Here is a 25,859-nt window from a genome sequence, read left to right on the forward strand (position 1 = left end):
GCTTGGACAATAATTGTATACTTGCTTCAACAGTACGATTGATAGCATTTACTTGGTAGTAACGGGGTACTTTACCACTGCTATCGTCGTAGTATTCCTGGGTAATAATCGCTTGCTGTGGGTTGTCAATTCCCTTCCATTGGCAGTAGCATTGCCACAATTGTTCCGGCGAGGGAAAAGCATCAAGCGCTATTTCTCGCTCTATTTGACCAGTGGTTACGGTAAAGTCATGCTCCAAGAACGCATCCCCGTTAGAACAGAATCAGTGTATTTAAACGCAGAGGTTAGCGCAGCGAAAAGTTCTGTAGGAGGGTTAGCCCGACCCAGGAAACTTTTCAAGACAGAGGGGCGCGGAGGTTTTTCCAGTTTTTTAGCGATGTACTCATTACCAGCGAACTTGATATTAATCAATTTCTGTAACTAACCATTGCCACTCAGTGACGACAGATTTGGGGATATTGAGAACCAATGGCTTTTCCCCCTTGACTGGCACATGAAGTTTGAGTGCATCGGTAGTGGGCAATTGGGGTAAAACATCAATTAAGTTATATTCACCAACATTAGGGGCTGGTGCAGTTAAAGCATAAACATCGGATGCCGTCAACAATTTTCCACTTGCTGCCTCAATTTCTAATGGTTGGGGGTGGGCAATTTCCACTACACCCGGAAATGCGACCAAGCGTAACCTTAAATCTCGAACTGGATTATTGTAATTTTGTTTGAACAGTAGCACCTGCCAAGCATATCCAAATTCGTCTAGGATAGAAACTTGCGAGTGGTAGCGCAAAACGCCGGGAGAATCATGATGTTGGCGCAGCAGCGCTTGGGCTGGCTCTACAGTCCAACCGCTCAAACTCAACGCTAGAAGAATTACTAGGACACAACGCCAGATAAAGGAGGGAAATTTTCGCTTCATATATTAGTATACAGAACCAATTAAAAGGATTAAGTAGGTAGACATAATTAAATATAAAATGAGTTGTTGTTCGTAGTCAGCGATTTATCGCTTTATTGCTGGGTTTGAAAGGACTAAAGTCCTGACTACAAACTTACAGCAGTTTCGCTATTCGTGAAATACTGTAGAGACGTTACATGTAACGTCTCTACATGGTTTTGGGTTTTACGCTTGTACCTCATTTACCCAAAATATGCTGTATATTTAACTAAGTGTCTCTACTTATTTATTTGGAGTATGTTATTTTCTGTAATAAAAATGTGTGGAGATTTTAGGCATTTTATGAAAATCTGCGATATTCACCATATAGCAATTATTTGTTCAGACTACGATCGCTCAAAAAAATTTTATGTGGATGTGCTAGGTTTGGCAATTATTCAGGAGACGTTTCGAGCCACAAGAAATTCTTATAAATTAGATTTACGTATTAATGATCATACTCAAATTGAATTATTTTCTTTTCCCAATACTCCCCCAAGAGTAGGTGATCCAGAAGCTTGTGGTTTAAGACATTTAGCTTTTCGGGTTGAGAATATAGAAGAGACTATTGCTTATTTAAAAATGTATCATATAGAAACAGAAAATATTAGGATTGACGAGATTACAGGCAAAAAATTTACTTTCTTTAAAGACCCTGATAACTTGCCTTTGGAAATTTATGAGGCTTAAAAATAGCTCATTGACTGTTGAATTAAGAGCGATCGCCTAACCACAAGAGCAACGCTGATCGCTAATACCATTTCACAAAAAATATGATACAGATGCAAAGCCCCAAACTTATACTATGTCTCACTTTCTTAATTTTGAATTTTAAATTTTGAATTTTGAATTGGTATAACCTCTCCCAGCAGAGAAATCCTGTAAATAACAATGACAATTTGGCTTCTCAATTAATGATTCCACCAAAGCATTGAGAGCAGTAGCAGCCAACAATCCGCCTCCCATAGTTCCCTCAATAGTGATAAAAGGTATTGTTTGTTGCATGAGTTGCCTTTTGGCTGCGGGAGCATGACTGAAGCCAATAGGCATTCCAATAACTAATGATGGTTGAATTTTTTGCTGGTTAATCAGAGTGCAGACTTCTAAAAGTACTGAAGGTGCATAACCAATCACCACTATGCAATCTTGACTAACTTTTGCTAACCTTTCGCGCCAATGTTGATGCTGCCAAAATTCTACTTCCGCCTCCATCGCTGTGGTAATATGGGTATTATCAATTAAGGTGGTAAGTTTACAGCCCAAATGCACTAACCTTGTTTGATCCACAGCCGTCGCAATTGTGGGAATATCCACAACAATCTCGCAGGCTGAGGACAAGGCTTGACGGCTAGCAGCGATGGCTCCTTTACTCACCCTCATAAAAGATACCAAGCTAACATCACCACAAGCCAACACTAATTGAGAAATTAGGTGTTGTTCAATTTCCGATCGCTGTGATAAATCTGGTAGGATATGTTGCAAAGACTCGGCAAACACTTCTGGGTGGGTATGTACTTCTGCATCTAAACCATGCCAAAGTTCCGCCAAGCCCCCTAACCCAGCTTGAGTTTCCACTTCTAGTAATTTGAGTTGCGCTAATACTTCCGCCTGCATGATTTGACAATGGCGATCGCGTCCTAATAATCCCTCTAAAGCGGAAGCTGTTTGTCGCAGTTGGGCTATTTGCTGCATCACTGCGCGATATTGTTGTTGTAACTGGGCGATGAAATTGGCATTGGTATCTGCTTCTGGTTCCATCTCCAAGATGTTGCGGATGTGGTTGAGTTGGAAACCTTGCTGCTTGAGAGCGACAATGCGCTGTAACCTAATGATATCCTTTTGGCTGTAGAGACGGTAATTGCTAGGCGATCGCACAGGCTGCGGTAACAACCCTAACTCATGGTAATGTCGCACCATTCGGGGAGTGATACCGCCTCCCACCGCTTGGGTAAGTTCTTTAATCGTTAAACTGTCATTGGTCATTAGTCATTGGTCATTTGTTAGGGTATCACCTATGTTTATACTTTTTAGTATAGTTCGGTTAATTCTCTCTTAACTTATACCAATTTTTGATTCAGCAACTGTTTAAAGATAATATAGGGGCTTACGGTTGTATGCCCCTACTCTCTTTTATTCCCTAAATTTCTCCGGTCAAATTAACTAGCTCGTGATTACACTTCATCAACTCGTAGAGGTCGTAAGCATATAAATCTTCTTGATGAGGCTCATTACTCTGACTGGCTGCCACAATGGGATCGTTATAAGCTTTAGTTCTCCCAATTAATAAAAGTTTTTTACCTGCAAGCTCTCCAATTAACTTAAATTTATGCTCAGGTAAAAAGTTAACATGGGTAAAAAAATTACGATTCTTAATTGCCATTTTTCCTCCTAATTTCTTGGCAAAGAATATCAACTTCAGCTAATTACTTATAAAATGGTTGCTTTGGTCGGTAATAAATAATAGCGAATTGGTAATTGTTTTCTGCCATTACCGATTACCAATTACCAATTACCAAAACTGCAAAAACATAGTCGAATGTACCTCAAGGCAACAAATCCAGCCGCAATTTCTAGAAACATGGACTATGAAATCCTGTCTTCCAGAACAAGGGCAGGTAGAACGAAGCGTATACCAGCCAAGGATACTGACGACAGGCATAATTTGGATAAATGCCGCTCGTTCAATCTCCTCTCAATGCCTACGAAGTTAGCTGACGGGCTAGGACTGAGAGATGTCCTTCTCTAAAGGCTCTAGTCTAAGATTTGAAGTTTACTGTTCACACCTTAGCTTGAGCTTTTTTGGCAGATACGCCCCAAACTTGGTTCCTCCGCTCCTAGTTAACCCTGTGGATAAATTATTGAGGGTAAACATGGATTAGGCAGACTAATTTTTGTTCTCTGAAATACTAACTTTTTTCGCTACAAAATGACAACTTGGTAAACAAAAAGATACGATCGCATCCAAGGTACTCATTCAATCCTGCAACTATGGCAATGAAGATTTCTCACTGAATGCGATCGCCTTGGCAAAATTACGTTTATTTATAAACTTTTGCTACAAGACTTGAGTTAAGCTTGAGGGTGCAATATCTACAAAAATTATCCGTTGTTTTCAGGTTTCATTCTATACTCTATATGATAGACTCTACTGGTAATAATAGTCATGAATTACTCTCTGTAGCTCAAACTGCTAAATTACTTGGTGTTTCCCGTCAACGAGTACATGACTTAATTAAAAATGGTCAAATCGTAGCTAGCAAACTTGGGCGTTACTACTATATAGAAAATGCTGAAGTAGATAGATATAAGAATCAACCCACTGGAAAACCATATCAGCCGCGTAGTACATCTACTATGACAAACTCTATTGACAATCGACAATAGAGTTTGTAGACTCTAGCTATTACAAAAGTAATCAAGATGACATCAATGCTGCCTTTTCAACTCATTACTACTGATGTTGCGACTCAACGAGGATTGCAACAGATTTATCAAAGCGAGTATGGAATCCTTTATCAAGGAGATTGCCTACAACTTTTGTCATCACTGCCGAGTGAATCTGTAGATGTTGTCTTTGCTGATCCACCATTTAATCTGGGTAAAGAATATGGAGCAGGTGTAAGCGATCGCCTAGATACTGATAAATACTTAATATGGTCGCAACAGTGGTTAAGTGAAAGCATTCGTATACTTAAGAACGGTGGCAGCTTGTTTGTATTCAACTTACCTAAATGGTGCATCGAGTATGGTGCATATCTCAATCGCCAAGGAATGTTTTTTCGACATTGGATTGCTTGCAGAATGCCAAAAGCTTTTCCGAGAGGGAAGAAGATGTCTCCGGCTCACTATGGACTACTTTATTACACCAAAGGGGAACCAGCAGTCTTCAACAAAGTTTACACACCAATTCAAGTTTGCCGACATTGCGGTGGAGAAATTCGTGATTATGGAGGACACCGCAAAAAACTTAACGAAAAAGGTATCAACTTAATGGATGTTTGGGATGCGCCGGAAGATATTTGGGAAGATATTTCTAAAGTTGACTCTACTGAAGTGATGTGGACATTAGCAGAGGAGATGTGGGCAGATATTCCACCAGTTCGGCATCGTCAGCACAAAAAAAGAGCGCCTAACGAACTTGCCCCCATTATGTTAGAAAGAATCATTGCAATGGCATCTAATCCAGGGCAAATTGTAGTTGATCCATTTGGTGGATCTGGCACTACATTTTATGCGGCGGAAAAATTAAAACGTTATTGGATTGGTTCAGAAATTGGAGAGACAACTCCAGCCGTAGAAAGATTAACTGATTTGGCTAACGGAATTATTGAACAATGGGAATCAGCAAGGGGAAACAAGAAATCAAAGCAAAGAACAACAACTGCTTCACAGCTATCAATTCCTTATTGAACATAGGTAATAGACTTCAAATCAACGCCCGACCATCAGTTCCTTTGGTAAGCGTTGGTACATTGCTATCTAAATAATCGTGTTCAATTACAAAGATTGCCAAAAAACCCTCTGGCAACTGAACAGCCCGCCAAACATCAAAATATGGCTCCAACTCTTCATAGTTGCCGATTCTATCAGTTAAATAAGGGTAAAGCTTCCGACTGGGAAGTACCAAAGCAGCGCCTAGAAAAATACCACGTAGTAATCCAAGAACTAATTTGTTAACTGCTCGATGACTAGAGGAAATATTACCAGTCTCCCACTCAAGAGCAAAAAGATGATTATCAATAACCTTTGTTGCATCAACCTTGCCTGGAGATTTAGTTGCATAATTAATTGCAGTTTCTAGCCTCCAGCCAAAGCTATCTTTTAATGCAATCATGCAGGCTTCTTTAATAGGTTTAACACCATTACCATGCTTTTTTGGATTAATGGTAAAGCTGGCTGTTCCTGAAGGATGGACAATCACAGAGATAGCATCACGAATTTCAGCACGAATAATAGACCAATCACTAGATTCCGCAAAACTCCCAATACTGATTAAAGAAACCTCTTGAACAATTTTCATAAATACATAGAGACAGTGTAATTTGAGCGATATATGAACCTACCGCATCTTTGTAGGTATTGTTCTATCGGTATCAGCCTTGTAACAATTTTAGATATTATTACCATTTAACCTCCGTATTCACAAAAACACTTCTGAAAAACTTAGAAAAAGCCACCAGTATTTCCCTAATCCAAGATTCTCTCATGCTTGCAAGATGTGGGTAGCCGGATATAGCGATGATTCTTGCGGGATAAGGATCTGCCTGAGTAGCATACTCGATTCTCAGTCTCTAATTGTTAGCGTGGCAAAAAATACGACTAGTAAACGTGGGCTTTTTCGTTTAATTTTTGTAAAATCGAAGTCTAAATTACCAAATTGCAAATTGTATGATACGTTGGTTAACTTTAATTCCCATCCTTTTCAGTATTTTACTCATGGCTTGTTCTTCGCAAACCACAGCCAAAACTCCTACAGATAATGCTAGTTCCCCACCTGCGGTAGTAACTAGTGCTGGACAAACACTGCCAATTTCTGCCAAAGCCACTGTTCCTAATGGTACAGTTGTTGAGCTAGAAGTAGCAAGAACTCAAGAACAGCAACAAATGGGTCTGATGTATCGCCCAGCATTACCTGATAACCGAGGAATGCTGTTTCCGTTTTCTTCGCCTCAACCGGTCACATTTTGGATGAAAAATGTACCTGTTGCTTTGGATATGGTCTTTCTGCAAAACGGTGTAGTGCAGTATATTCAAGCTGCTGCACCTCCTTGTGCTAATGAGCCTTGTCCCACGTATGGCCCTAACGTCCCCATTGATACAGTGATTGAATTACGCGCAGGAAGGGCAGCCGAGTTAAATTTACGGACTGGAGATAGTATTAAAATTGAGTTCCTGAATACCAGTAATTGATATTGTTCAGGAGTGGGATGTTTGGTAATTAAGCAAAAACTGAATTCACAATTTATGATTTTTTTGTAAAAAAAACCTTAAGCACAGGTAAACAAGAAATTATCAGGTTACTATTTAGTATGCTTTAACGGCAGCAAAATCTACAGTGTTATAAGTAAAATTTTAGCCTAGAGAAAATTTAGGCAAAAAATCTTCCTTTTGGCATAAGTGTAATTAGTTGTTCATAAGGCAGTATTAGCTATGGAATCTTTATTACTGAACGTGTATTTAAGCCAAACACTAAAGTAAAAAAAGATAAAACCTATTTGACCAGAACAAGTAAAAGCTGGAGAATAAAGCATCTATACGAGGTAAAAGCCAAGATTAGGTATGCTTTTCTGGTTTTTCCGCAAAAAATAGTTCTGTTTGCCGGATTAAGCAAGATTACTCGTCTGATTATCCGGTAATGGTATATTCACTGGTGAAGTAATAGTTGCAGGCTACAAGAAAGCAAGAAAACACGCTCATGAAAATTCAGGCTCAACCAGGAGGTGAGTTACAGATGTCGCCATCTACATATTCAAGGCTAATTCATTTTCTACAGGAAGATTTATCAATTTCCGCCGCATCGTTGGCAGTGGCACTACGTCATCGAGAGCAAGACCCAGGGCCTTTACCTATGATTCTTTGGCAATACGGTTTAGTTACCTTGGATCAGTTAGAAAAGATTTATGATTGGTTGGAGACAGCGTAAGGTGTAAATGTCTCATTGTAGGAGATTGAATGTATGTTACAAACACTCTGTCTTGTGCCGAGACTGAGGCGTATAAATTTGACTGCCATCTATTCTACTTATCTAAATAGGAACAAACCAAAAAAGCGAGTGAATTATTCAACTCGCTTTTTTAATTGGGGACTGGGGGAGAAAGGGGAAAGGGGAAGGGGGAAAGGGGAAGGGGGAAAGGGGAAGGGGGAAAGGGGAAAGGGTAAAGGGGAAGAGGGAAAGGGGAAAATAACAACTGACAACTGACTGTCAACTGTCAACTGCTGTACTCAAAACTTTACTGGCTGCGGCTACACCTGCACCTGGGATGAAGTTTGTATAACCGAGTTCAGCGAGGGCAACTTCTAGGGAGGCAATACAGCTAAGGATATCGCGATCGCTCACAAATCCCAAGTGACCTATACGGAATATTTTGTTTTTTAGATGGTCTTGACCGCCTGCTAATTCTAAATCAAAACGCTGCTTCAAAAATGAGCGAATTTTATCGGCTTCTATTGTTTGCGGTACTACAGCCGTCAGCGCGGGACTAGCAAAACTATCTTCTACTAATAAAGGCAGATTTAATCCTTTAATTGCTGCACGGGTGGCATTTTTTAATCTTTCATGTCGAGTAAATATCGCTTCTAAGCCTTCCTCTTTCAGCATCCTTAAGGTGACTTGTAGCGCCACAACCAAGTTCACAGGCGGACTAAAGGGAGTAGTATCTTTTGCTGCTGCTTGACGATATTGACCCAAATCTAAATAATATTTTGGTAATTTGGCAGTTTGATAAGCTTCCCAAGCTTTGGCACTCACACAAACAAATCCTATCCCTGGTGGGGTCATGTAAGCTTTCTGGGAACTAGAAACTACTACATCTAACCCCCAAGTATCTACAGGCACATTCACCACACCTAAGCTAGTAATAGCATCGACAATTATCAAAGCTGTACCATGTTCTTTTACATGGCGGTTGATGGTTTCCAAGTCATTCAACACACCCGTTGAGGTTTCGCTGTGAGTGATGACGACGGCTTTAATTTGCTTTTGGGTATCAGCTTGGAGTTGTTGGGCAAATACTGAAGGATCTAAGGGTTTGCCCCATTCAGCCGTAATTGTTTCTACATTTAACCCGTATGCTTGGCTAACTTCTACCCAGCGTTGACCAAATTTACCGTTAGCACCAACTAAAATGCGATCGCCTGATGAGAGAAAATTAATTATTCCCGCCTCTACTGCACCTGTACCACTGACATTTAGCATCAGTACATCATTTTCAGTTTGATGTAGCCATTTCAGGTTTGCTGTCACCTCTGCCAAAATCTCGCTGAATTGTTTAGTACGGTGTCCAATTGGGTGCTTGGCTAATGCCAGTAAGGCAGCCTCTGGCACTGGCGTGGGGCCGGGCATCATTAACATAAGTCTAACGGCTTAAATATTTATAGTTGGGTAGGAGGCAGTTGACAGTTGACAGTTGACAGTTGACAGTTGACAGGGGGTAAGAGTTAATAATTTTTTTCCCATCTTTCCCCAGTCCCCAGTCCCCAGTCCCCATTTTCCACTCCCCACTAATCAGAAGTTGCAACTTCCTTACTTTGATGATTGATTGACCAACGGTGTTCTATATCTAAAGAATAAACTTTACAAGCTTGTTCCAGTTGCTTTTGCTGGGCTGCGGCTTTTCGCAAAGTAATAATTAGTTGATTAACCTGATGTCGCAGTTCAGGGTTTTGGCTGGCTGCTGACATGGTTTGTCTTTCTAATAGTTGTAGTATCAGTTCGTAGTGAATGGGCGATGGTAGGGGAAGTTGCTCCATGTAGTCTAGGGTTATTTTTATGTAGGGATTTTCTGATGCTTGGTTGGTAGATGCTCTTTAGTCAATTTTTACACATTAAATAAAGATTAACTATATTTTCTGATATAGCAAAAAATAGTTCAGCACCTGGAATATACCAGGGCTAGTATTCAAACATCCCATAATTTCTACGTGGAGGCAAGCGGGGGAGGTGGGGGAGATGAGGGGGATAGGGGAGATGAGGGGGATGGGGGAGATGAGGGGGATGAAGAATTAATTTTTTTACCTTGATACCTACCTGCTTTGCTGTTCCCTATTCCCTGTTCCCTGTTCCCTGTTCCCTACCTAATGGAAAAAAGGTTGACGATCGCAATTTCTGGATCTGGTTGTTTGACTAATGATTCGCCAATTAACACGGCGCTAGCGCCAGCTTGGGATACTAAACTCAAATCCTCCGGGTTATGTAATCCCGACTCGCTCACAATTAGAATATCGCGTTCTTGTAACTGGCTACCTCTAACTGCTAAAAGTTCACAAGTAGTTTGCAAGTCTACAGAAAAATCTTCTAGATTGCGGTTATTAATCCCTACCAAAGATACACCATCTAAAGCTAATACACGGTCGAGCTCTTCTAGGTTGTGAACTTCAATTAAAGCTGCCATATTTAAAGCATTGGCAATTTTGATGAAGTATTGTAAATCTTGGTCGCTGAGGATGGCGGCAATTAATAATACTGCATCTGCACCTTGAACCCGTGCCAGATACATTTGATAAGGATAAATGACAAAATCCTTACAAAGTAACGGTAAATCTACAGCAGCACGGACTTTTGCTAAGTTATCAAAACTACCTTGGAAAAATTTAGCATCCGTTAATACCGAAAGACAACTAGCACCGCCTTGTTGATAGGATAAGGCGATCGCTACTGGGTCAAAATCTTCGCGAAACACTCCTTTGCTGGGGGAAGCCTTTTTCACTTCAGCAATTAAGGCTGGTGTAGTTCTGCCTTGTTTTAAAGCACCGATAAAATCACGGGTTGGTGGTACATTCCGCGCTTGCTTTTGTAGTTCTAGCAAAGGCACTTTCTCGCGCCATTGGGTAACTTCTATTTCCTTATGCCAGACAATTTCTTCCAAAATATTGTTTGGTGCTGAATCTGGTAAGGCGACATGATAACGCAATATTGATACATTTACAGCAGGGCTTGGTTGTCGGCGACGGATTTGCATTGTTTGTCAGTTGTCAGTTGTCATTAGTCATTAGTCCATAGTCAATAGTCCATAGTCAATAGTTTTAACTGTGAACTATTGACTATGGACTGTTGACTGTCACCTAAACGATCGCTCGTTTATATGCTTCATCCAACACTTCTGATAATGTTGGGTGGGCGTGGACTAGATGGGCTAGAGTTTGGACGGTTTGTCGGTTGGCTACGGCGGCGGATGCTTCGTGGATGAGGTCGGAGGCGTGTAAACCAAAAATATGTACGCCTAAAACTTCTCCTGTGTCTTTGCGGTAGATGACTTTGGCTATACCGTCGGCTTCGTTTTCGGCTAAGGCTTTGGAGTTACCTTTGAAGTAACTTCTGCTGGTAGCAATTTCAAAACCTTCAGCTTGTCCTAGTTCCTTCGCACCTGTTTCGGTTAAACCGACATAACTGACTTCTGGATGGGTAAATGCGGCGGCGGGAATGCTGCGATAGTCTATCTTTCTGTCTCGTCCGACAATGTTTTCGACAGCGACAATGCCCTGGGCGGAGGCGGCGTGTGCTAGCATCATTTTGCCATTAGCATCACCTATCGCCCAAAGATGGGGTACTACTTCCCCAGCTGATAACACTGCCATGCGATCGTCCACAGGAATAAAGTTGCGGCGGTCAAGTTCCACACCAACCGATTCTAAACCGAGGTTTTTGGTAGCTGGGATGCGTCCTGTAGCTACTAGGCAAGCATCAACCTCGATGACATCGACAACTTCCTTAGTTTTGAAGTCTGCCAATTCAATGACTACTGGTGAACCAGGAATAACTTTTTTAGCGTATATCCCGACTTTAGTTTCAATATCACGGGGCGTAATTAGCACCCGTTCCGCAAGTTTAGCAATATCGCGGTCAAACCCTGGCATTAACTGGTCGAGGGCTTCAATCAAGGTGATTTCACAACCCAAAGCTGAGTAAATATCCGAAAATTCTAAACCAATGTAACCACTACCAATAATAGCTACCCAATCAGGTAGGGTTTCTAATTTTACGCCTTGGTCGCTGGTGAAAACAGTTTTGCCGTCTACTTCAATACCCGGAGGGACAAAGGGTACAGAACCAGGGCAAAGGATAATATCCTTAGCCGTGATGGTTTTTTCACTACCATCTCCTGTGACCGTGACTTTTTGTGTCCCGGCAATTTTGCCCCAACCTTTGATGATATCGACTCCCAAACGTTTAAGGCTATTGGTTAAATCCCCTTGGATTTTGGCAACGAGATTATTGGCATGATTGGCGATCGCTTGGCGATCGAACTCCACATTACCAATCTGGATTCCCAAAGATTTCAGGTGATGGGCATCGCGTAATTCCCGCACACGTCCAGAAGCAGCCAACAGCGCCTTCGATGGAATACAGCCTCGGTTGACACAGGTTCCCCCCATGTCTGCTGCTTCGATGATCGCCGTCTTCAGACCACAACTGACAGCGTGTAGGGCTGCGCCATGTCCACCTACACCAGCGCCTATTATGACTAAATCGTAATCAAATTCATGACTCACGTTAGTTTCCCCGTGTGCTTCGCCTATCTATTGTGACATACTCCCCGCCCCGCCCTTTCCTTCTCTGCCAGAGGCTGCGCCAACCAGATTTTTTACTGTTAATATCTCCCTTCAGCCACCTATCAAAAGTCTTTTCCACCCGCGCTACTACGTCTTGCAGGGTGTGGGAAGGAATATCTTTGTAATCTGGTAGTAAGGCTTTGGTGTTGGTTAAGTCGCGTTTTTGACTGTAGTAGTTGGGTTTGTCTTTTAGTTGTGGTATGTGACAAACTTCCAATGAGCATCGGTCAATATCGCAACGATTTTGCTCCCACCAGTTAAACCGTTCCGCCAGCCTGTAGTTATACTGACGGCGACAAAGTTCTAGCCAGCTTTCAAAGGTGGCTATTTGTTGCTTTGTTGGTCTTAGTCGGTACTGGTAGGCTAGGCGCACTAATTAATCACCTCCTGGTTGCTCTTGCTGCGATTTTTTAAAGGCTGAAATCAAGTCATCAAAACTGCACTTGTATAGTTTTAAGAGTTCCAGAAGTTGATCAAGTCTTAACTTCGGAACCGTCCTTCCTTTCTCCCAGTTTCTTACAGTCGATTCACCTATACCAATTCGGCTAGCAACATCAACTGTTCGCAAGTTCTGGTTTTTCCGTAAATCTTTTAGATTCATGGACTTCATGTATTTATAATGCGTTAACCCGTTGACGCTTGTCAATAGCAAATAGTAAAATATTATAGACAAAGGCGTTGTTCTCTCCCGCCAAGAAGAAACACAACGCCTTTTGTTAACCGATTACAGGTATTAAACAATGCTAGCAGATTCCTTTGTTCTCGCCCACCTAGAGCTATTCGCAGACTATAGTGCAAAATATTGCACATCAAGGGGGTAGACCATGACCCGATTCTTCCCCCTATCCCATCTCCCACCCCGCAAGTTCGAGTTAGGCGATAGAGTTGAAAACGCCTACACCGAGGGAGTGGACGACCTAACTATTGCTTTGAAGCCACGGTAATCGGTTTTCACTATGAACACCCGTTATGGCTATCGAAAGATTCCCGTCCAGGCTGGATCTATAAGCCATCCTTGCAAGTCCTTTGAGGTGCGGAAGTTACTAAATTTTGTTTGGGGACTAGGGATTGGGGACTGGGGACTGGGGACTGGGGAAGGGGGAAAGGGGAAAGGAAGAAGCCTTCGGTCAACTGTCACCTGTCACCTGTCACCTGTCAACTGCCCAAGAGGAACAGACTCAATAATGTACCGCTATTCCAGAGACTGTGGAGGAGGATGGGGGCGAGGAGGTTACGCGATCGCGTGTAGACTACGCCTAAGACTATGCCTAAAGCAGTCAGGGGGAGGATTTCTGATAAACTTAGGTGAGCCGCCGCAAATAAGGTAGCGCTGGCAACAATTGCCCCCCATACTGGTAAGTAACGAGTTAAGGAGGGTAATAAAAAGCCGCGAAATAGGACTTCTTCAAATAAAGGGGCGGCGATCGCAGCTGTCACGTAAAATATCCCTAATGCTGTAAAGTTTCGGCTTTCTAATGCTAGTTGTAATAGCGGGTTACTACCACCCTGCCCTTGCCATAGCTGTTGATTAATCAAAGACACAATCACAACTATGGGTAAAGCCGCACAATAACCGCCTAGTCCCCATAGAAACCAATTATCTTGGAACTCGAAGCGGAACCAATTTTTAGGTAAGGGGAAATAGGGTTTAATTGAGACATACAGAACTGACAGCGCACCAGCAGCTACTAAGAGGTAGGTGACGAAGACAGAAACAGCTTGCAGTCTGACATCAACTAGCGGGCGTGGTATGGGCAGTAGCATAAACAAAGAAGGCACAAAAATTTGCCCCATGAAGAAAAAGCCCACCACAAAAACTGCGAGAATTGTTTCTGCATCCCAAGGTGTTGACCAAGCTAAATCAGCATATTGTCCTAACAAGGATTCTTTACCCTTGAGCAAGCGTTGTGCAATTAAGAAAATTAACAGTATCAGCCCAGCCAAAGCCGTCAAACTAGGGACAGTAGCAATTAAAGCTAATTTGAACAATGCTTGAGTCGCAGTTTCTTGTTGTGCTGATTGAATTTCGCTTAAAGCCTCTTGTCGTTGCTGGAGTTGGTATAGTTGAATTAAAGCTGTATAACGAAACCAGCCTTGTAAATTATTTTGAATTAACTGTTGAGAATTGGGAACAAGTTGCGGTGGGTCATTCCACAGTCCAGCTAGCGCCGCCGCAGTTTTCTCAATGTCTGTACTGAGTTGTGAATTTTCTAACCGCTTTTCTAAATCACCCCAAGTTTTGATGGCTGTTTGAATTTGTCCTTGTTGTGCTTGCAAAATTCCTAGATTTAAGTCTAATTCAGCCGAAAATTTTTGCAGTTGCACTAGAGACTGCTGCAACTGTTTTTGTTGATCATTCCCAGAGATTGAAGTACTGGGAGACTTATCTGGTAAAGGTTTAGGCGCTGTAGCCTTTGGGGATGGAGAACGCAGTTGTGCAAGTTGGTTTTGAGTTTTTTGCAAATTACTCTGCACTGATTGACGGATTATTTCATATTGCTTGGTGGCGTTTTCCAAAGCCTTTTCCCCAAGAATCGCCTCTCGAATTACTTGAGGACTATCATCGTTACTATCCTCTGGTTGCCAAGCTTGTGCTTGCAGTGCAATATTGGTTTGGTACAGTTCCAAGCGGCTTTGGAACTGTGGTTCTTGCAAACTACTAAATAAAGACGAAATCGCTAAATAAGCTGCGATCGGCGTGAGTACAAAAAATAAAATCACCCGCTTGATGCTCATCTATCCCCCTTTGACAAACCAGTGGAGAACGTGTCCCCCTTAGAAATTATCGCAACAAACAGCGATAGGTGGACAGATGAGCTTCAACAAAGTGCGCCTAACGCACCATCTGATCTAGCAGTGCGTTAGACTCAAGCCATAACGCAACGGTAATAAAGCGGAAGGAATATCCACACCGCTTTTTGCCTCTCCTACTTAAGATTTACTTTATAAATAGTCTCTCAACAAATAATATTTTTATTTCTTGATAACTTAACGATGAATTACTCATCGTCCATATCATTAAAGAAAAACTCATCCTCATCTGGTTGTTGACTTAATAGTTCGGCAATTTCTGGCACTATTAAAACATACATATTATCTATCCAATACTCTAGCTGCCGCTCTAACAAATCTAAATTAACTTCATCAGGATAATTCCAAATTTCCTTTTGTTTGAGCCATGTCACCACCTCTTCCCATTCTCTAGCAAAAACTGCATATCCGGCGGCGTTAAATGTAGGTATACGTTCTTGGGGAACATATTCTCTTTTTTGAGTCATTTCCCAGGCTTCAGGATCGTCTGCTTCCCACACGTTAGTTCGACGAGCATTAATCACACGTTCAATAGCGCAAGTACAGGATGAAGTGACTGTGAATAAATCATTTGGATGAGAATAAGCCAGCAAGACACCATCACAGCTAAATTCATAGCTAACTTCTGCTGTAAAGGATTTTACGCTAGGCATATTTACTCCTCTACCATATGTCTGAAAATATGTGGAGATATCACTGATAATTTGTCTTGGTACTGTAATCTCAGGGTGTTTCTTCTCAAAAATAGGAAGATAACGTGACATCATAAAGTAGGCGAGTTCTAGTTGCAAATCCTTAGGTAGCCCGTAAAGAACACGAAAACAATTGTTCATACAAGTATCGCCATAAGGATCATCAATAGCGGCGATTATATCATCAAGTAATTTTTGTCTTCTTTGCATGGTTGACTATACTTATACTACCGCGATAGTGACACAACAGGGCTATCCTCTGTTGTGCTGAAAGTCCTGATGACGAAGCAGATAGAGGTTGAATTTTCTTCTAATATATACAGCATATTTTGGGTAAATGAGGTACAAGCGTAAAACCCAAAACCATGTAGAGACGTTACATGTAACGTCTCTACAGTATTTCACGAATAGCAAAACTGCTGTATTTATTTTTCATCTGAAATAGGAATGTCAAGAACAGATGGAAAATCAAATAACGGTGGATCAACTTGTAAATATCTATCCCCACATAAATTCTCTGGAGAAGTTACAATTTTAGCTTCAGCTTGAGATAAAGCCCATGCCATCACTTCTGAAAGTTCTTGTTCATTAAGTTTTTTTGCAATCATATTCAAAGCTCTCATTGTTAATTCCTGCGTAATAACTCGATGAACTTGCAATACCTCCTGAGACACAACAACCTGCCCTGTTTTTTCCATCTCCTCTAGTGGAGGTGGTAATTTCATATGTTGTAGTACGTATTGACTACCGTAAACTCCGTAATAAATAATCTCTTCAATATCATCTAAAAGTGGAATTAAAGCATCTGGAGGTGGGATCTGGTCTTCTCTCGTTCCTTGAGGCAAGTACGCATTTCGTAGAACACATAACCAGTCAAACATTGCAACATCGAATTCGTGGCTTAAAAAATGGCGTTGAACCCAACGTTCCAGATCAACAGCAACGTTACTACCTAGCTGAATTGCTAGCTGTTGAAAGGCTTTGTTAAAAGTTATTAGCGTTATTTTCAAATCTTCTTTATCATATTGTTCTCCTTCTAGTTCTAGTAAAGGTTCTATATATGTATTGTACTCATCCATTGATTGAACATATATTGCTGTCCAAACATCGGGTTCTTCCACCAATTTCAATGGTAATCCCATCATTGCTAAAAAAGGTCTTGTCCAATTTAATGTGGGTAAAGATAATCCTTGAATCCATTTACGAGGAATCCAGTTGTTCCACAAATTTTCGTTTTTTACCTCATCACTATTTTCCATTATTGTCCCTTTTCACTTTTCAAGTAAAAATTATTTAACCTCAAGTAGTACTAGAAGACATAATTCTTCTTCCACATATTTAAATGTATCAAATTAAAATTATCTGATAAAATACTGATCTCAAAGATTCATAGCTAATAACTTGGTTGCTTCTCTCCTCCAGTTGCTAACGACCAAAGTAACATTAACAGCTTTCCCAGTCCTTCCACTATAGAACTTAAGTCAAATTGAAAGTTGAACTGGGCATCATCTTCACCAGCATTTATAGGTTTTTCTGGAGCATTTACATTCCTCCACTTTTTAGCCAGTTCGATAGCTTTTTTTATTTCTGCTTTAGTTGCGTCTCTGATTTTGTCCAAATTGTCACAATTATCGTTCTCCCATGATTTAACAAGCTTGTCCAAGGCATCTTTAAGTTTTTGATAAAGTTCTTTATGCCCTACCCAAGAGCCAATTCCCTCCTTTGGTATATTTCTATAGTATTTATAAAGCTCTTTATCATAAAGCATTTGATAATAGCGTTCTATCATACCTTTTGATACATATCTTGGGTTTTGTCCCTTTGGAACTGAAAGATTTACTTTTTCAAGAGTTCCGCCAAGAAGTAACACTAAGATGTCATGAAGAATTTGCCTGCAATTATTTTCATTAGGTTTTTTTGATGAAGGTCGTTTGGGAGGACGCTGAAACGCATCATCAGACTGTGCATAAAGATTTTCTTGCTGAAAGAAGCTCTCCTGATTACTATCTTCTGTATCTCGCCATAGCTGAATTTGATTGAGGTGAGGTATTGTTGTGGCAGAACCACTAAATCCTTGTGCGGCTAACTGCTGAATCGATTTTGCTCGATTGTCTCCATTTGCTTTTAGTTGCACTTGCTCATCTAAATCATCACTCGTAAGTTGTGTTTCCTCATCGGCATGAAGCTGTAGCTTTTCTTTTTCCTCGCATTGGGAGCATTTGAGTTGTACAGCATCAGTATTTAGTTGCTGTTGTTGCTGGGAAGCTTGTTGCCGTTGTACTACAGGCGTAATGATATCAACTAAAGGTTTAGTTTGTGATTGTTGTACCTCTGGCGTTGACATTTCTCCTGGTTGCACATACGACCGGCTTATTCTCTCGGCTTCCATTCTGCGGAATAGCTGCTGTACTATGCGAAAATGTTGTTCGTCACAGTCTTGAGGCTGGCTAATTGACTGTTCTGGGCGACGCAGTGGGATTTTACTGATGTCGTGACCTGGGGGTTTGTCGATAACTTGCGCCTCTGGCAATACTGAAGGTGAAGTATCCAATGGTTCTAAACCAAAACCACGTACTGGGTTTTTAAGTGTAGGGATGGAAATATCCGTATTAGTCTTTTTGCCTTGGTTTTGGTATTCTCTAATCATGTTTTTCCCAGTACCCAATTTGTAGATAAATCTAGATGTTGCTCGTATAAATATATACTATACTGTTAATAACAGTGCCAAAACTATTAGACTTAAGTCTAATATTTTACTAACTGATGGCGATGGCGTTCCGCCCAGCTTCCCTACGGGACGCTCCGCGAACGCTGATCGCCTCCGGTCGGTCGTAGACCATCGCCTTCCCCGCAGCGTAGCTGATCGCCTCATCTGGGTGTATTCGAGTGGCTTTGTTCTGTTTAGATTTTCTTGACAAATCACCTGTTAAAAAAGTCGGGGATTTGAACACCTACAACAGGGCAAAATTAATGAGACAGGCCACTAAGTTAAGTGTCTAAAAACTATCTTTAGTAACTCTGCACGGGTGAAAGGTTTAGTTAAATATCCAGATGCACCAACTAATCTGGCTTTTACTTTGTCAACCAATCCCTTAGAACTTGTAACAAATATTATCGGAGTCTTTTTAAACATTGAATTGTTACGGATGATTTTACACAATTCATAACCATCAATCCCAGCCATATTCAAATCCAGTAAAATTAAATCTGGTTTGTGTCGAATAATTGACATAGCGGCTTTAAGCGGGTCATTGATAGCAACTACAGCAAAATTTTCACTTTCTAAAAACCGACTGATTTCTTTAAGAATTGTCTGACTATCATCTACAGAAACGATTTTATATAGTTGTTGATTCGTTCTGGTAGCGGGTGTTACTCTTTCGGGAACTGAATTTGTGGTATTTGATAATGTTAGTTCCTGATTGTTTGTATTGGCAGGAGTATAAGTTTGTGGTAATCGGACTAAAGGCGCTAAATTCTCTACAGCCAGTGTGGGGGTAATGGGCGTAGCATTGCTACTGATTTCTACTACTGTATCTACTAATTTTTTGTTGAGTAATCCGATTGTAGATTTAGGAGTAAATTTTGATTCTGCCAAAATTTTTGGTAATTGGTCAAATGGGGGATCTGGTTCGTGTAAAATAATATCTCCAGTCAGGATATATGGATACAAATTTTGTGCTAGTTGAATTTCATCCTGATTCATAATTATAGCTAGATGACGTAGGCTGAAACCCTTCATCCAGTAAGTTAATTTTGGCTGTAATTCTGGAGATTTTTTGCTGTCAAGCAACAGGTATGGACGTTGGTAGGGAGAGGTAATTTTGGGTAGGTAAGACTGCCAAGTTTGTAATCTCAGTTGACAGCGATCGCTAACTTTGGTTACATCAATTCGGCAAATTTCTGGCAGTTTCTGCTGTGAGTTGGTTAATTCATAAGTACCTGTTTTAATTAACAAGAATGATTCAATTACGTCTTTGACAAGTTCTTGAATTAAGACTGTAGCTTGTGTTGTATCCAAATATCCTTGTTTCATCAGCCAATGAATAGCTTGATACTCAGGTGGTTGATTAATTGTATTGCTGTTATTTTGTGCATCAGTTTCAAACAGCAAGCGTAACTGCAAGCGAATTTCGTGAGTTACTTGGGGAATTTGCTGGCTGAGGCGGCGTAGATGTCTTTCTAATCTATCAAATGGTTCTACTGAATGGGTAGCATAAGTGATTGTGCCATCTTCTAGGTAAATTGACCAAGTAACTGAGTTGCACAATGCTTGTATACAAGTGGTGTCAAAACAACTCGATAAATGTCTTAATAAACTATGAGGACGTAGTGCTGTAAATGTACCGTAATTATTCATATTGTTGTTGTTTTCTGAAAACAAATAGGTATTATGTCCAAAAAGAAAACGGAAAATATCAAGTTATTATCGAATTTACTAGCTGTTGCTAAATCTAAGTCTGAGAAAATTGCCAGATATTTGACAATTTGAATATTCTAAATATCTAATATGTGGTTAATTTGCTTACTCTCTATCTAAATTCAAAATGTTAGGACAAAATTGAGTTTAAGTCGTATTAGTTACATTAGGTATTTTTCTCATGATGATTTATTCAATTTTAATTTTTATTTTTCTATATAAAAATAAAGATTCCACACAAAATCTTTAAAAATATGTGTAGGCAAAAGCGAATCATTTATTATATTCTGTGGTTGCTATATATGAATTTTGATAGATGGGTTAATGTCCCTAATGAGGACTTGTGATTGCTGATTTACTCTACATTTCGATTAAGTTTTTCTAAAAGGTGTAGAACTGGCGGTGAAAGTGTTCTTTTGGATGAATATTCAATCATCTACTGTCAAACATCTACCTGTGGTCTTGTCGGCTTCGGCTGTGGAAACTATATACTTTGAAGAAAGGAAAATAGAGCTTTGGACTATAACATAACAAAAAACGTTATGAATGATACGTTAGTACTAGATGAATTAGTAGAGTTTGCGGAGAACCCAGAACCACGCTGTCCTTGCGTGTTGTTGCTGGATACATCTGGCTCGATGCAAGGCGCGGCGATAGAGGCGTTAAATCAGGGCTTGCTGAGTTTGAAAGATGAGTTGATGAAAAATTCCATAGCAGCCAGACGGGTAGAAATTGCGATCGTAACATTTGATAGTCATATCAATGTGGTACAAGACTTTGTAACTGCCGATCAATTTAACCCACCTATTTTGACAGCGCAAGGATTAACCAGTATGGGGGCGGGTATTCATAAAGCACTGGATATGGTGCAAGAACGCAAATCATTATATCGTGCTAATGGGATTGCTTACTATCGCCCTTGGGTGTTTATGATTACGGATGGTGAGCCGCAAGGTGAACTAGATCATCTAGTAGAGCAAGCGGCGCTGCGTCTGCAAGGAGATGAGGTAAATAAGCGGGTGGCATTTTTCAGCGTGGGTGTAGAAAATGCCAACATGACGCGGTTAAATCAAATAGCCGTGCGGACACCATTAAAACTGAAAGGGCTGAATTTTATTGAGATGTTTGTTTGGTTATCGGCTAGTATGTCGGCAGTTTCCCATTCGCAAATTGACGAACAGGTAGCACTACCGCCCATTGGTTGGGGGTCTATCTAACAGTTATCAGTTACCAGTTATCAGTACAAACAACGTTCATCATTGATAACTGTTCACTGTTCACTGTTCACTGTTCACTGATTAAAAGCAGTTTGCGGCTTGACACTTACACAGCTAGCTGACAAAACAAATATATGAAAACATCAAAACAGAACCCTCATTGGCAGGTAGTCGCCGCCTCTGTCTGTGGTACAAGCCACATCAAAAATAAGCAGCTGTGTCAGGATGCTCACCACTGGCAGTTATTGCCGGGGAATGTGTTGGTGGCTGCAGCCGCAGATGGCGCGGGTTCTGCAAGTCAAGGGAAAGTCGGGGCGATGGTGGCGGTGGAGACAGCCATTGAGAATTTATCGCTCAAAGAGATTACTAGAAAATCCTTAACTGATGATGAAGCTGTGCAATTGCTGTTAACGGATGCCTTGTTGGCGGCAAAAAAAGCTGTGGAAGATGAAGCAGCAGCTTGTAAACAACAGCCCCAGGATTTAGCCACTACTTTAATTATTGCGATCGCCTCACCGGAAATGGTAGCCGCCGTACAAGTCGGCGATGGTACAGCCGTTGCCAAGGATCGTGCAGGCAACTTACTAGCCCTCACCTTACCAGACAACGGCGAGTATATCAACGAGACAACTTTTTTAACTTCACCAGGTGCATTAGATACAGCCCAGATGCGATTATGGCGCGAAGCCATAGTCAATGTAGCCCTGCTCACCGACGGACTGCAAATGCTGGCTTTAAATATGGTTGTTGGGGAACCTCACAAACCGTTCTTTTTTCCCTTATTCGACTTTGTGAAAAAAGCGCAGGATCAAGCAGAAGCCAAAGAACAGTTAGTGAAATTCTTAGGTTCAGAGCGAATTACACAACGTACTGATGATGATTTGACATTGATTATTGGGTGTTTTGGTCAATAGTCATTGGTAATGGGTCATTGGTAATGGGTAATTGGTAATTGGTAATTGGTAATTGGTCATTAGTTATTCTCCTCTGCCCCCCATCTCCCCCCACTCCCTCATCTCCCCAGTCCCCAGTCCCTTAACCCTAATCGAATCATGAAGGTATTACGTTATCTTCCACAGGAAGAGATTATCAGCCTCAGCGTTAGTTTGGGGCGTGGCGGTGAAGCTTGTATTTATGCTGTGCCGTCGGCGGGTGATTGTGTGGCGAAGGTTTATCATAAGCCGACAGTTGCCCATGCTCATAAGTTACAGGCGATGCTGGCTAACCCACCGGACAACCCTACGGCTAGTTTGGGGCATATTTCCATTGCTTGGCCGCAAGAATTATTATGGTCAGCAGATGAACAAGAGCGCGTTATCGGTTTTTTGATGCCGCGCATTCGAGGAATGCGCCCCATCATCGACTTTTATAACCCCCGGACTCGCCGTCAACATTGCCCTCTCTTTAATTATCAATACCTACTCCGCACGGCGCGAAATTTGGCGGCGGCTTTTGCGGCGTTACACAATAGCGGTTATTGTGTGGGTGATGTCAACGAATCAAACATTCTGGTGAGTGACACCGCCTTAGTTACCTTGGTAGATACTGATTCTTTCCAAGTACTAGACCCGGAAAATGATCATGTCTACCGTTGTCCTGTGGGTAAGCCAGAGTTTACACCCCCAGAACTACAAAATAAAATTTTTGCTCACCACGATCGCCAAATCAGTCATGATTTATTTGGTTTAGGGGTGCTAATCTTCCAACTGTTGATGGAAGGTACGCATCCCTTTTCTGGTATTTATCAAGGTATCCCCGAACCGCCGCCTTACGAAGCCAGAATTGCTGCCGGACATTTCACCTATAGCCAAAGGCGACAAGTACCTTATATCCCGACTCCCATCGCCCCGCCTTGGGAAATGCTGCATCCGGGCTTACAAGCGCTGTTTCTGCGTTGTTTTGAGGATGGTCATCACGACCCAGACATCCGCCCTAACGCCCAGGCTTGGCTATCAGCGATAGCGGAAGCGGAAGATGCCCTAGTTACCTGCACCGCTAATAGTCAACATCGCTACAGCAATCACCTGCACAGTTGCCCTTGGTGTGAACGAACTCTACGCTTGGGTGGACGTGACCCGTTTCCCTCAGTTCTGGCGATTGAAAATAGAGAACATCTGCGTCCCCGGATGCCGAAAAAGCGGCAATACACCCAGGGAAATCAACCTGCTATTCCACTGCCTGTTTTACCCGCATACCAAAACAACTGGCAATTATCAACCCCCAGCTTTTCACCTTATCGTCATCGCTGGAAAGGGAAATTTTATCCGGCAATCTTTTGTGTACTGGGTTTGGGGGTGTTGGGTTACTTGGATATGGTGACGAAATTCACTCGTCCTCTAGTTTCCCAAAATAACTATGCTCAACAAGCCCTGATGCCTCAACAAGCTAATGGTAACACCCTGAGTTTTACAGATTACTATAAACAAGGTCATACTGCTTACCAAGAGCGCGATTATAAGCAGGCGGTGGACAATTTTACTCAAGCTATTCAACAGGAACCGACGAATCCCAAGCCTTTGATTAATCGAGGTAATGCTCGTTACAACCTCAAAGACTACGAGGGCGCAATAGCAGACTATACAGCAGCTTTGCGGGTTAATCCAGGGGAATTTAAGGCTTATGTGAATCGGGGAAATGCCCGCTTGATGATGGCTGAGTATAGTAATGATCCTGACCAACAGTATAAATTAGCGACAGCCGACTTTAACCATGCCTTGAAACTCAACATTAATGAAGCGGAAGCTTATATCCGTCGGGGGATTGTGCGATCGCAAATTGCTAAGTATAGTGGCGACACTATCAGGGATTTTCAACAAGCGATCGCTGATTTTGATCGAGCAATTAAACTCAACCCCAGCAAAACTGAAGCCTATTTTCAACGTGGTTCTGTCCGCTACCAAATCGCTCAATATAGCGGTGATTCTACATGGCAGTATCAGCAGGCGATCGTTGATTTTGACCAAGCCTTAAAAATTAATGACAAACTTGCCAAAGTATATCTCAAACGCGGCATGGTTCGCTATGAACTAGGGCAAATTACTAATAATATATCTGGCGCAAATCAGACTAAAGCACTCGCTGATTTAAAACTAGCTGCCAAACTAGCTTTAGAACAAGAAGATACCGAAAGTTATCAACAAGCACTCAGCAGTATCTGTATCATTGATGATAGCAAATGTAATGCTTTATTCCAAAGTTCTACCATGTGGGGATATACAGGTACAGATAATAGTCAATAGTCATTGGTAATTGGTAATTGGTAATTGGTAATTGGTAATTGGTAAAAGACTGGTATATTGTCTGTTTAGATACTTATAATGTTGTATTTTTGGTAATTGGTGGTCGCTAATGTTAGCAATTAGTTACCAAATAGGTACTACATTGTAAGCAATTGGACAGACTTTATTCGCAGCCATAAGCCAATTACCCATTACCCATTACCCATTACCAATTACCATTTTTTATATTCATCAAGCTTTCACATACAAAATATCGATATTTATCTTCTCTTTATACAAAAGCCCTAAATAACCGTTAAATTATGTACGAAGAAAAAAATATTAGCTACGAATTTTTCTTCCAGTGCATCCGCTTCATCGCTATAAATTTACCAAATTAATCTCTCTCCACATCGTGAGGTAATTATATGAAAGCAGTAATTTTGGCTGGAGGACTCGGTACACGCCTCAGCGAAGAAACCAGCATCAAACCTAAGCCGATGGTAGAAATTGGTGGTAAGCCAATTCTTTGGCACATTATGAAAACATATTCCGCCCACGGCATTAATGATTTTATTATTTGTTGTGGTTACAAAGGTTACGTCATTAAAGAGTATTTTGCTAACTACTTTTTACATATGTCTGATGTAACTTTTGATATGCGTTTTAACCAAATGAATGTACATTCTGGTTACGCTGAACCTTGGCGAGTAACTTTGGTGAATACAGGTGATAACACCATGACTGGTGGACGCTTAAAGCGTGTCCGCGAACATATTGGTAATGAAACTTTCTGTTTTACCTATGGTGATGGTGTTAGTGATGTTAATATTACTGAATTAGTAAAATTTCATCAAGAACAAAAGACCTTAGCAACACTCACCGCAGTCCAACCAGCCGGACGTTTTGGAGCGATTTCTTTGGGACAGGAACAAACCAAAATCAGCAGTTTCCGGGAAAAGCCGGAAGGTGATGGTGCTTGGATTAATGGTGGTTATTTTGTCCTTGAACCAGAAGTGGTAGATTTGATTGCAGAAGATGCTACAGTTTGGGAAAAAGAACCATTAGAAAAGTTGGCAGATATGGAAGAGTTGTCAGCTTTCAAACACAATGGTTTTTGGCAACCAATGGATACCTTGCGAGATAAAAACTACTTAGAAGACTTATGGCAGAATAACCAAGCTCCTTGGAAAGTTTGGTAATATCTTGACAAAGAAATCAAAAAGGTTTGGCATTTTGTCCTACATAAATTTGATTTCTGATGTAAGGTATTGTTTACTAATTTTAGTGTAATTTTAA

General features: G+C 41.2%; 25 protein-coding genes, 1 pseudogene and 1 riboswitch. Of the genes and pseudogenes, 9 read left to right on the plus strand and 17 right to left on the minus strand.

Going from position 1 to position 25,859, the window contains the following annotated elements; genetic code table 11:
• Window positions 1-22 precede the first annotated feature (22 nt).
• Together H6G83_RS02740 and H6G83_RS02745 are read right to left on the minus strand one after the other, a co-directional pair.
• Window positions 23-262 (minus strand): annotated as a pseudogene (locus tag H6G83_RS02740) (type I restriction endonuclease subunit R); the annotation flags it as partial.
• Between the two features lie 141 nt (window positions 263-403).
• Window positions 404-916, minus strand: coding sequence for a DUF3122 domain-containing protein (locus H6G83_RS02745; protein ID WP_190466600.1), 513 nt, complete (start codon window positions 914-916; stop codon window positions 404-406).
• Between the two features lie 321 nt (window positions 917-1,237).
• Between H6G83_RS02745 and gloA2 the strand changes: the two genes are divergently transcribed.
• Window positions 1,238-1,624 carry an SMU1112c/YaeR family gloxylase I-like metalloprotein gene (gene gloA2, locus H6G83_RS02750; RefSeq protein WP_190466603.1) on the plus strand — a complete coding sequence of 129 codons (387 nt, stop codon included), beginning with the start codon at window positions 1,238-1,240 and terminating at the stop codon, window positions 1,622-1,624.
• Between the two features lie 141 nt (window positions 1,625-1,765).
• On the opposite strand, the gene H6G83_RS02755 is transcribed toward gloA2, so the two are convergent.
• Together H6G83_RS02755 and H6G83_RS02760 are read right to left on the minus strand one after the other, a co-directional pair.
• Entirely contained in the window at window positions 1,766-2,917 is a 1,152-nt protein-coding gene (locus H6G83_RS02755) for a precorrin-8X methylmutase (protein WP_190466606.1), read from the minus strand.
• A gap of 154 nt (window positions 2,918-3,071) precedes the next feature.
• Window positions 3,072-3,314: a hypothetical protein gene (locus tag H6G83_RS02760; RefSeq protein WP_190466609.1), complete on the minus strand. Its 243-nt coding sequence runs from the start codon at window positions 3,312-3,314 to the stop codon at window positions 3,072-3,074.
• A gap of 302 nt (window positions 3,315-3,616) precedes the next feature.
• Window positions 3,617-3,825: riboswitch (cyclic di-AMP (ydaO/yuaA leader) on the minus strand.
• Window positions 3,826-4,069: 244 nt separating this feature from the next.
• Here H6G83_RS02760 and H6G83_RS02765 point away from each other — a divergent pair.
• Both H6G83_RS02765 and H6G83_RS02770 read left to right on the plus strand, forming a co-directional pair.
• Entirely contained in the window at window positions 4,070-4,318 is a 249-nt protein-coding gene (locus H6G83_RS02765) for a helix-turn-helix domain-containing protein (RefSeq protein ID WP_190466611.1), read from the plus strand.
• A 36-nt stretch (window positions 4,319-4,354) separates the two neighbouring features.
• The gene (locus H6G83_RS02770; RefSeq protein WP_242044391.1) at window positions 4,355-5,344 is read left to right on the plus strand and encodes a DNA-methyltransferase; all 990 of its coding nucleotides are present in this window, start codon (window positions 4,355-4,357) and stop codon (window positions 5,342-5,344) included.
• A gap of 16 nt (window positions 5,345-5,360) precedes the next feature.
• On the opposite strand, the gene H6G83_RS02775 is transcribed toward H6G83_RS02770, so the two are convergent.
• Window positions 5,361-5,954 (minus strand): PDDEXK family nuclease, encoded by a 594-nt coding sequence (locus H6G83_RS02775; RefSeq protein WP_190466614.1) that lies wholly within the window; start codon window positions 5,952-5,954, stop codon window positions 5,361-5,363.
• A gap of 368 nt (window positions 5,955-6,322) precedes the next feature.
• Here H6G83_RS02775 and H6G83_RS02780 point away from each other — a divergent pair, with 368 nt between their 5' ends.
• Together H6G83_RS02780 and H6G83_RS02785 are read left to right on the plus strand one after the other, a co-directional pair.
• Window positions 6,323-6,844 carry a DUF192 domain-containing protein gene (locus H6G83_RS02780; RefSeq protein WP_190466617.1) on the plus strand — a complete coding sequence of 174 codons (522 nt, stop codon included), beginning with the start codon at window positions 6,323-6,325 and terminating at the stop codon, window positions 6,842-6,844.
• A gap of 505 nt (window positions 6,845-7,349) precedes the next feature.
• A complete protein-coding gene (locus H6G83_RS02785) occupies window positions 7,350-7,577 on the plus strand; it encodes a DUF2949 domain-containing protein (RefSeq protein WP_190466622.1) in 228 nt (75 codons plus the stop codon).
• 279 nt (window positions 7,578-7,856) lie between these two features.
• Here the strand turns inward: H6G83_RS02785 and H6G83_RS02790 are convergent, their stop codons facing one another.
• From H6G83_RS02790 to H6G83_RS02845, 12 genes are all read right to left on the minus strand, one after another.
• The gene (locus tag H6G83_RS02790) at window positions 7,857-8,999 is read right to left on the minus strand and encodes a pyridoxal-phosphate-dependent aminotransferase family protein (RefSeq protein ID WP_190467029.1); all 1,143 of its coding nucleotides are present in this window, start codon (window positions 8,997-8,999) and stop codon (window positions 7,857-7,859) included.
• A 155-nt stretch (window positions 9,000-9,154) separates the two neighbouring features.
• Entirely contained in the window at window positions 9,155-9,403 is a 249-nt protein-coding gene (locus H6G83_RS02795) for a DUF5340 domain-containing protein (RefSeq protein ID WP_190466624.1), read from the minus strand.
• A 320-nt stretch (window positions 9,404-9,723) separates the two neighbouring features.
• Window positions 9,724-10,611 (minus strand): indole-3-glycerol phosphate synthase TrpC, encoded by an 888-nt coding sequence (gene trpC, locus H6G83_RS02800; protein ID WP_190466627.1) that lies wholly within the window; start codon window positions 10,609-10,611, stop codon window positions 9,724-9,726.
• 103 nt (window positions 10,612-10,714) lie between these two features.
• Window positions 10,715-12,142 (minus strand): dihydrolipoyl dehydrogenase, encoded by a 1,428-nt coding sequence (gene lpdA, locus H6G83_RS02805; protein WP_190466629.1) that lies wholly within the window; start codon window positions 12,140-12,142, stop codon window positions 10,715-10,717.
• Window position 12,143: 1 nt separating this feature from the next.
• Window positions 12,144-12,575 (minus strand): helix-turn-helix domain-containing protein, encoded by a 432-nt coding sequence (locus H6G83_RS02810; RefSeq protein WP_313934949.1) that lies wholly within the window; start codon window positions 12,573-12,575, stop codon window positions 12,144-12,146.
• A 3-nt stretch (window positions 12,576-12,578) separates the two neighbouring features.
• Window positions 12,579-12,803 carry a helix-turn-helix domain-containing protein gene (locus H6G83_RS02815; RefSeq protein ID WP_190466633.1) on the minus strand — a complete coding sequence of 75 codons (225 nt, stop codon included), beginning with the start codon at window positions 12,801-12,803 and terminating at the stop codon, window positions 12,579-12,581.
• A 554-nt stretch (window positions 12,804-13,357) separates the two neighbouring features.
• On the minus strand, window positions 13,358-14,938 hold the full coding sequence (locus tag H6G83_RS02820) for a CPBP family intramembrane glutamic endopeptidase (RefSeq protein ID WP_190466636.1): 1,581 nt from the start codon (window positions 14,936-14,938) through the stop codon (window positions 13,358-13,360).
• Between the two features lie 263 nt (window positions 14,939-15,201).
• Window positions 15,202-15,915, minus strand: coding sequence for a hypothetical protein (locus H6G83_RS02825; RefSeq protein ID WP_190466639.1), 714 nt, complete (start codon window positions 15,913-15,915; stop codon window positions 15,202-15,204).
• 215 nt (window positions 15,916-16,130) lie between these two features.
• On the minus strand, window positions 16,131-16,964 hold the full coding sequence (locus H6G83_RS02830; RefSeq protein ID WP_190466641.1) for a hypothetical protein: 834 nt from the start codon (window positions 16,962-16,964) through the stop codon (window positions 16,131-16,133).
• Between the two features lie 134 nt (window positions 16,965-17,098).
• The gene (locus H6G83_RS02835) at window positions 17,099-18,352 is read right to left on the minus strand and encodes a hypothetical protein (protein ID WP_190466644.1); all 1,254 of its coding nucleotides are present in this window, start codon (window positions 18,350-18,352) and stop codon (window positions 17,099-17,101) included.
• A gap of 109 nt (window positions 18,353-18,461) precedes the next feature.
• Window positions 18,462-18,623: a hypothetical protein gene (locus H6G83_RS02840; protein WP_190466648.1), complete on the minus strand. Its 162-nt coding sequence runs from the start codon at window positions 18,621-18,623 to the stop codon at window positions 18,462-18,464.
• A gap of 65 nt (window positions 18,624-18,688) precedes the next feature.
• The gene (locus tag H6G83_RS02845; protein ID WP_190466650.1) at window positions 18,689-20,065 is read right to left on the minus strand and encodes a response regulator; all 1,377 of its coding nucleotides are present in this window, start codon (window positions 20,063-20,065) and stop codon (window positions 18,689-18,691) included.
• A gap of 602 nt (window positions 20,066-20,667) precedes the next feature.
• Between H6G83_RS02845 and H6G83_RS02850 the strand changes: the two genes are divergently transcribed.
• The 4 genes from H6G83_RS02850 (at window position 20,668) to rfbF (ending at window position 25,762) form a co-directional block, all read left to right on the plus strand.
• Window positions 20,668-21,342: a vWA domain-containing protein gene (locus H6G83_RS02850; RefSeq protein ID WP_190466653.1), complete on the plus strand. Its 675-nt coding sequence runs from the start codon at window positions 20,668-20,670 to the stop codon at window positions 21,340-21,342.
• 134 nt (window positions 21,343-21,476) lie between these two features.
• Window positions 21,477-22,256 (plus strand): PP2C family serine/threonine-protein phosphatase, encoded by a 780-nt coding sequence (locus H6G83_RS02855; protein WP_190466656.1) that lies wholly within the window; start codon window positions 21,477-21,479, stop codon window positions 22,254-22,256.
• 138 nt (window positions 22,257-22,394) lie between these two features.
• Window positions 22,395-24,581 carry a tetratricopeptide repeat protein gene (locus H6G83_RS02860; protein ID WP_190466659.1) on the plus strand — a complete coding sequence of 729 codons (2,187 nt, stop codon included), beginning with the start codon at window positions 22,395-22,397 and terminating at the stop codon, window positions 24,579-24,581.
• A 407-nt stretch (window positions 24,582-24,988) separates the two neighbouring features.
• Entirely contained in the window at window positions 24,989-25,762 is a 774-nt protein-coding gene (rfbF, locus tag H6G83_RS02865) for a glucose-1-phosphate cytidylyltransferase (RefSeq protein ID WP_190466661.1), read from the plus strand.
• Window positions 25,763-25,859 lie beyond the last annotated feature (97 nt).

The organism is Anabaena azotica FACHB-119 (genome assembly GCF_014697625.1).
In the GTDB taxonomy this organism is placed as follows: domain Bacteria; phylum Cyanobacteriota; class Cyanobacteriia; order Cyanobacteriales; family Nostocaceae; genus Trichormus; species Trichormus azoticus_A.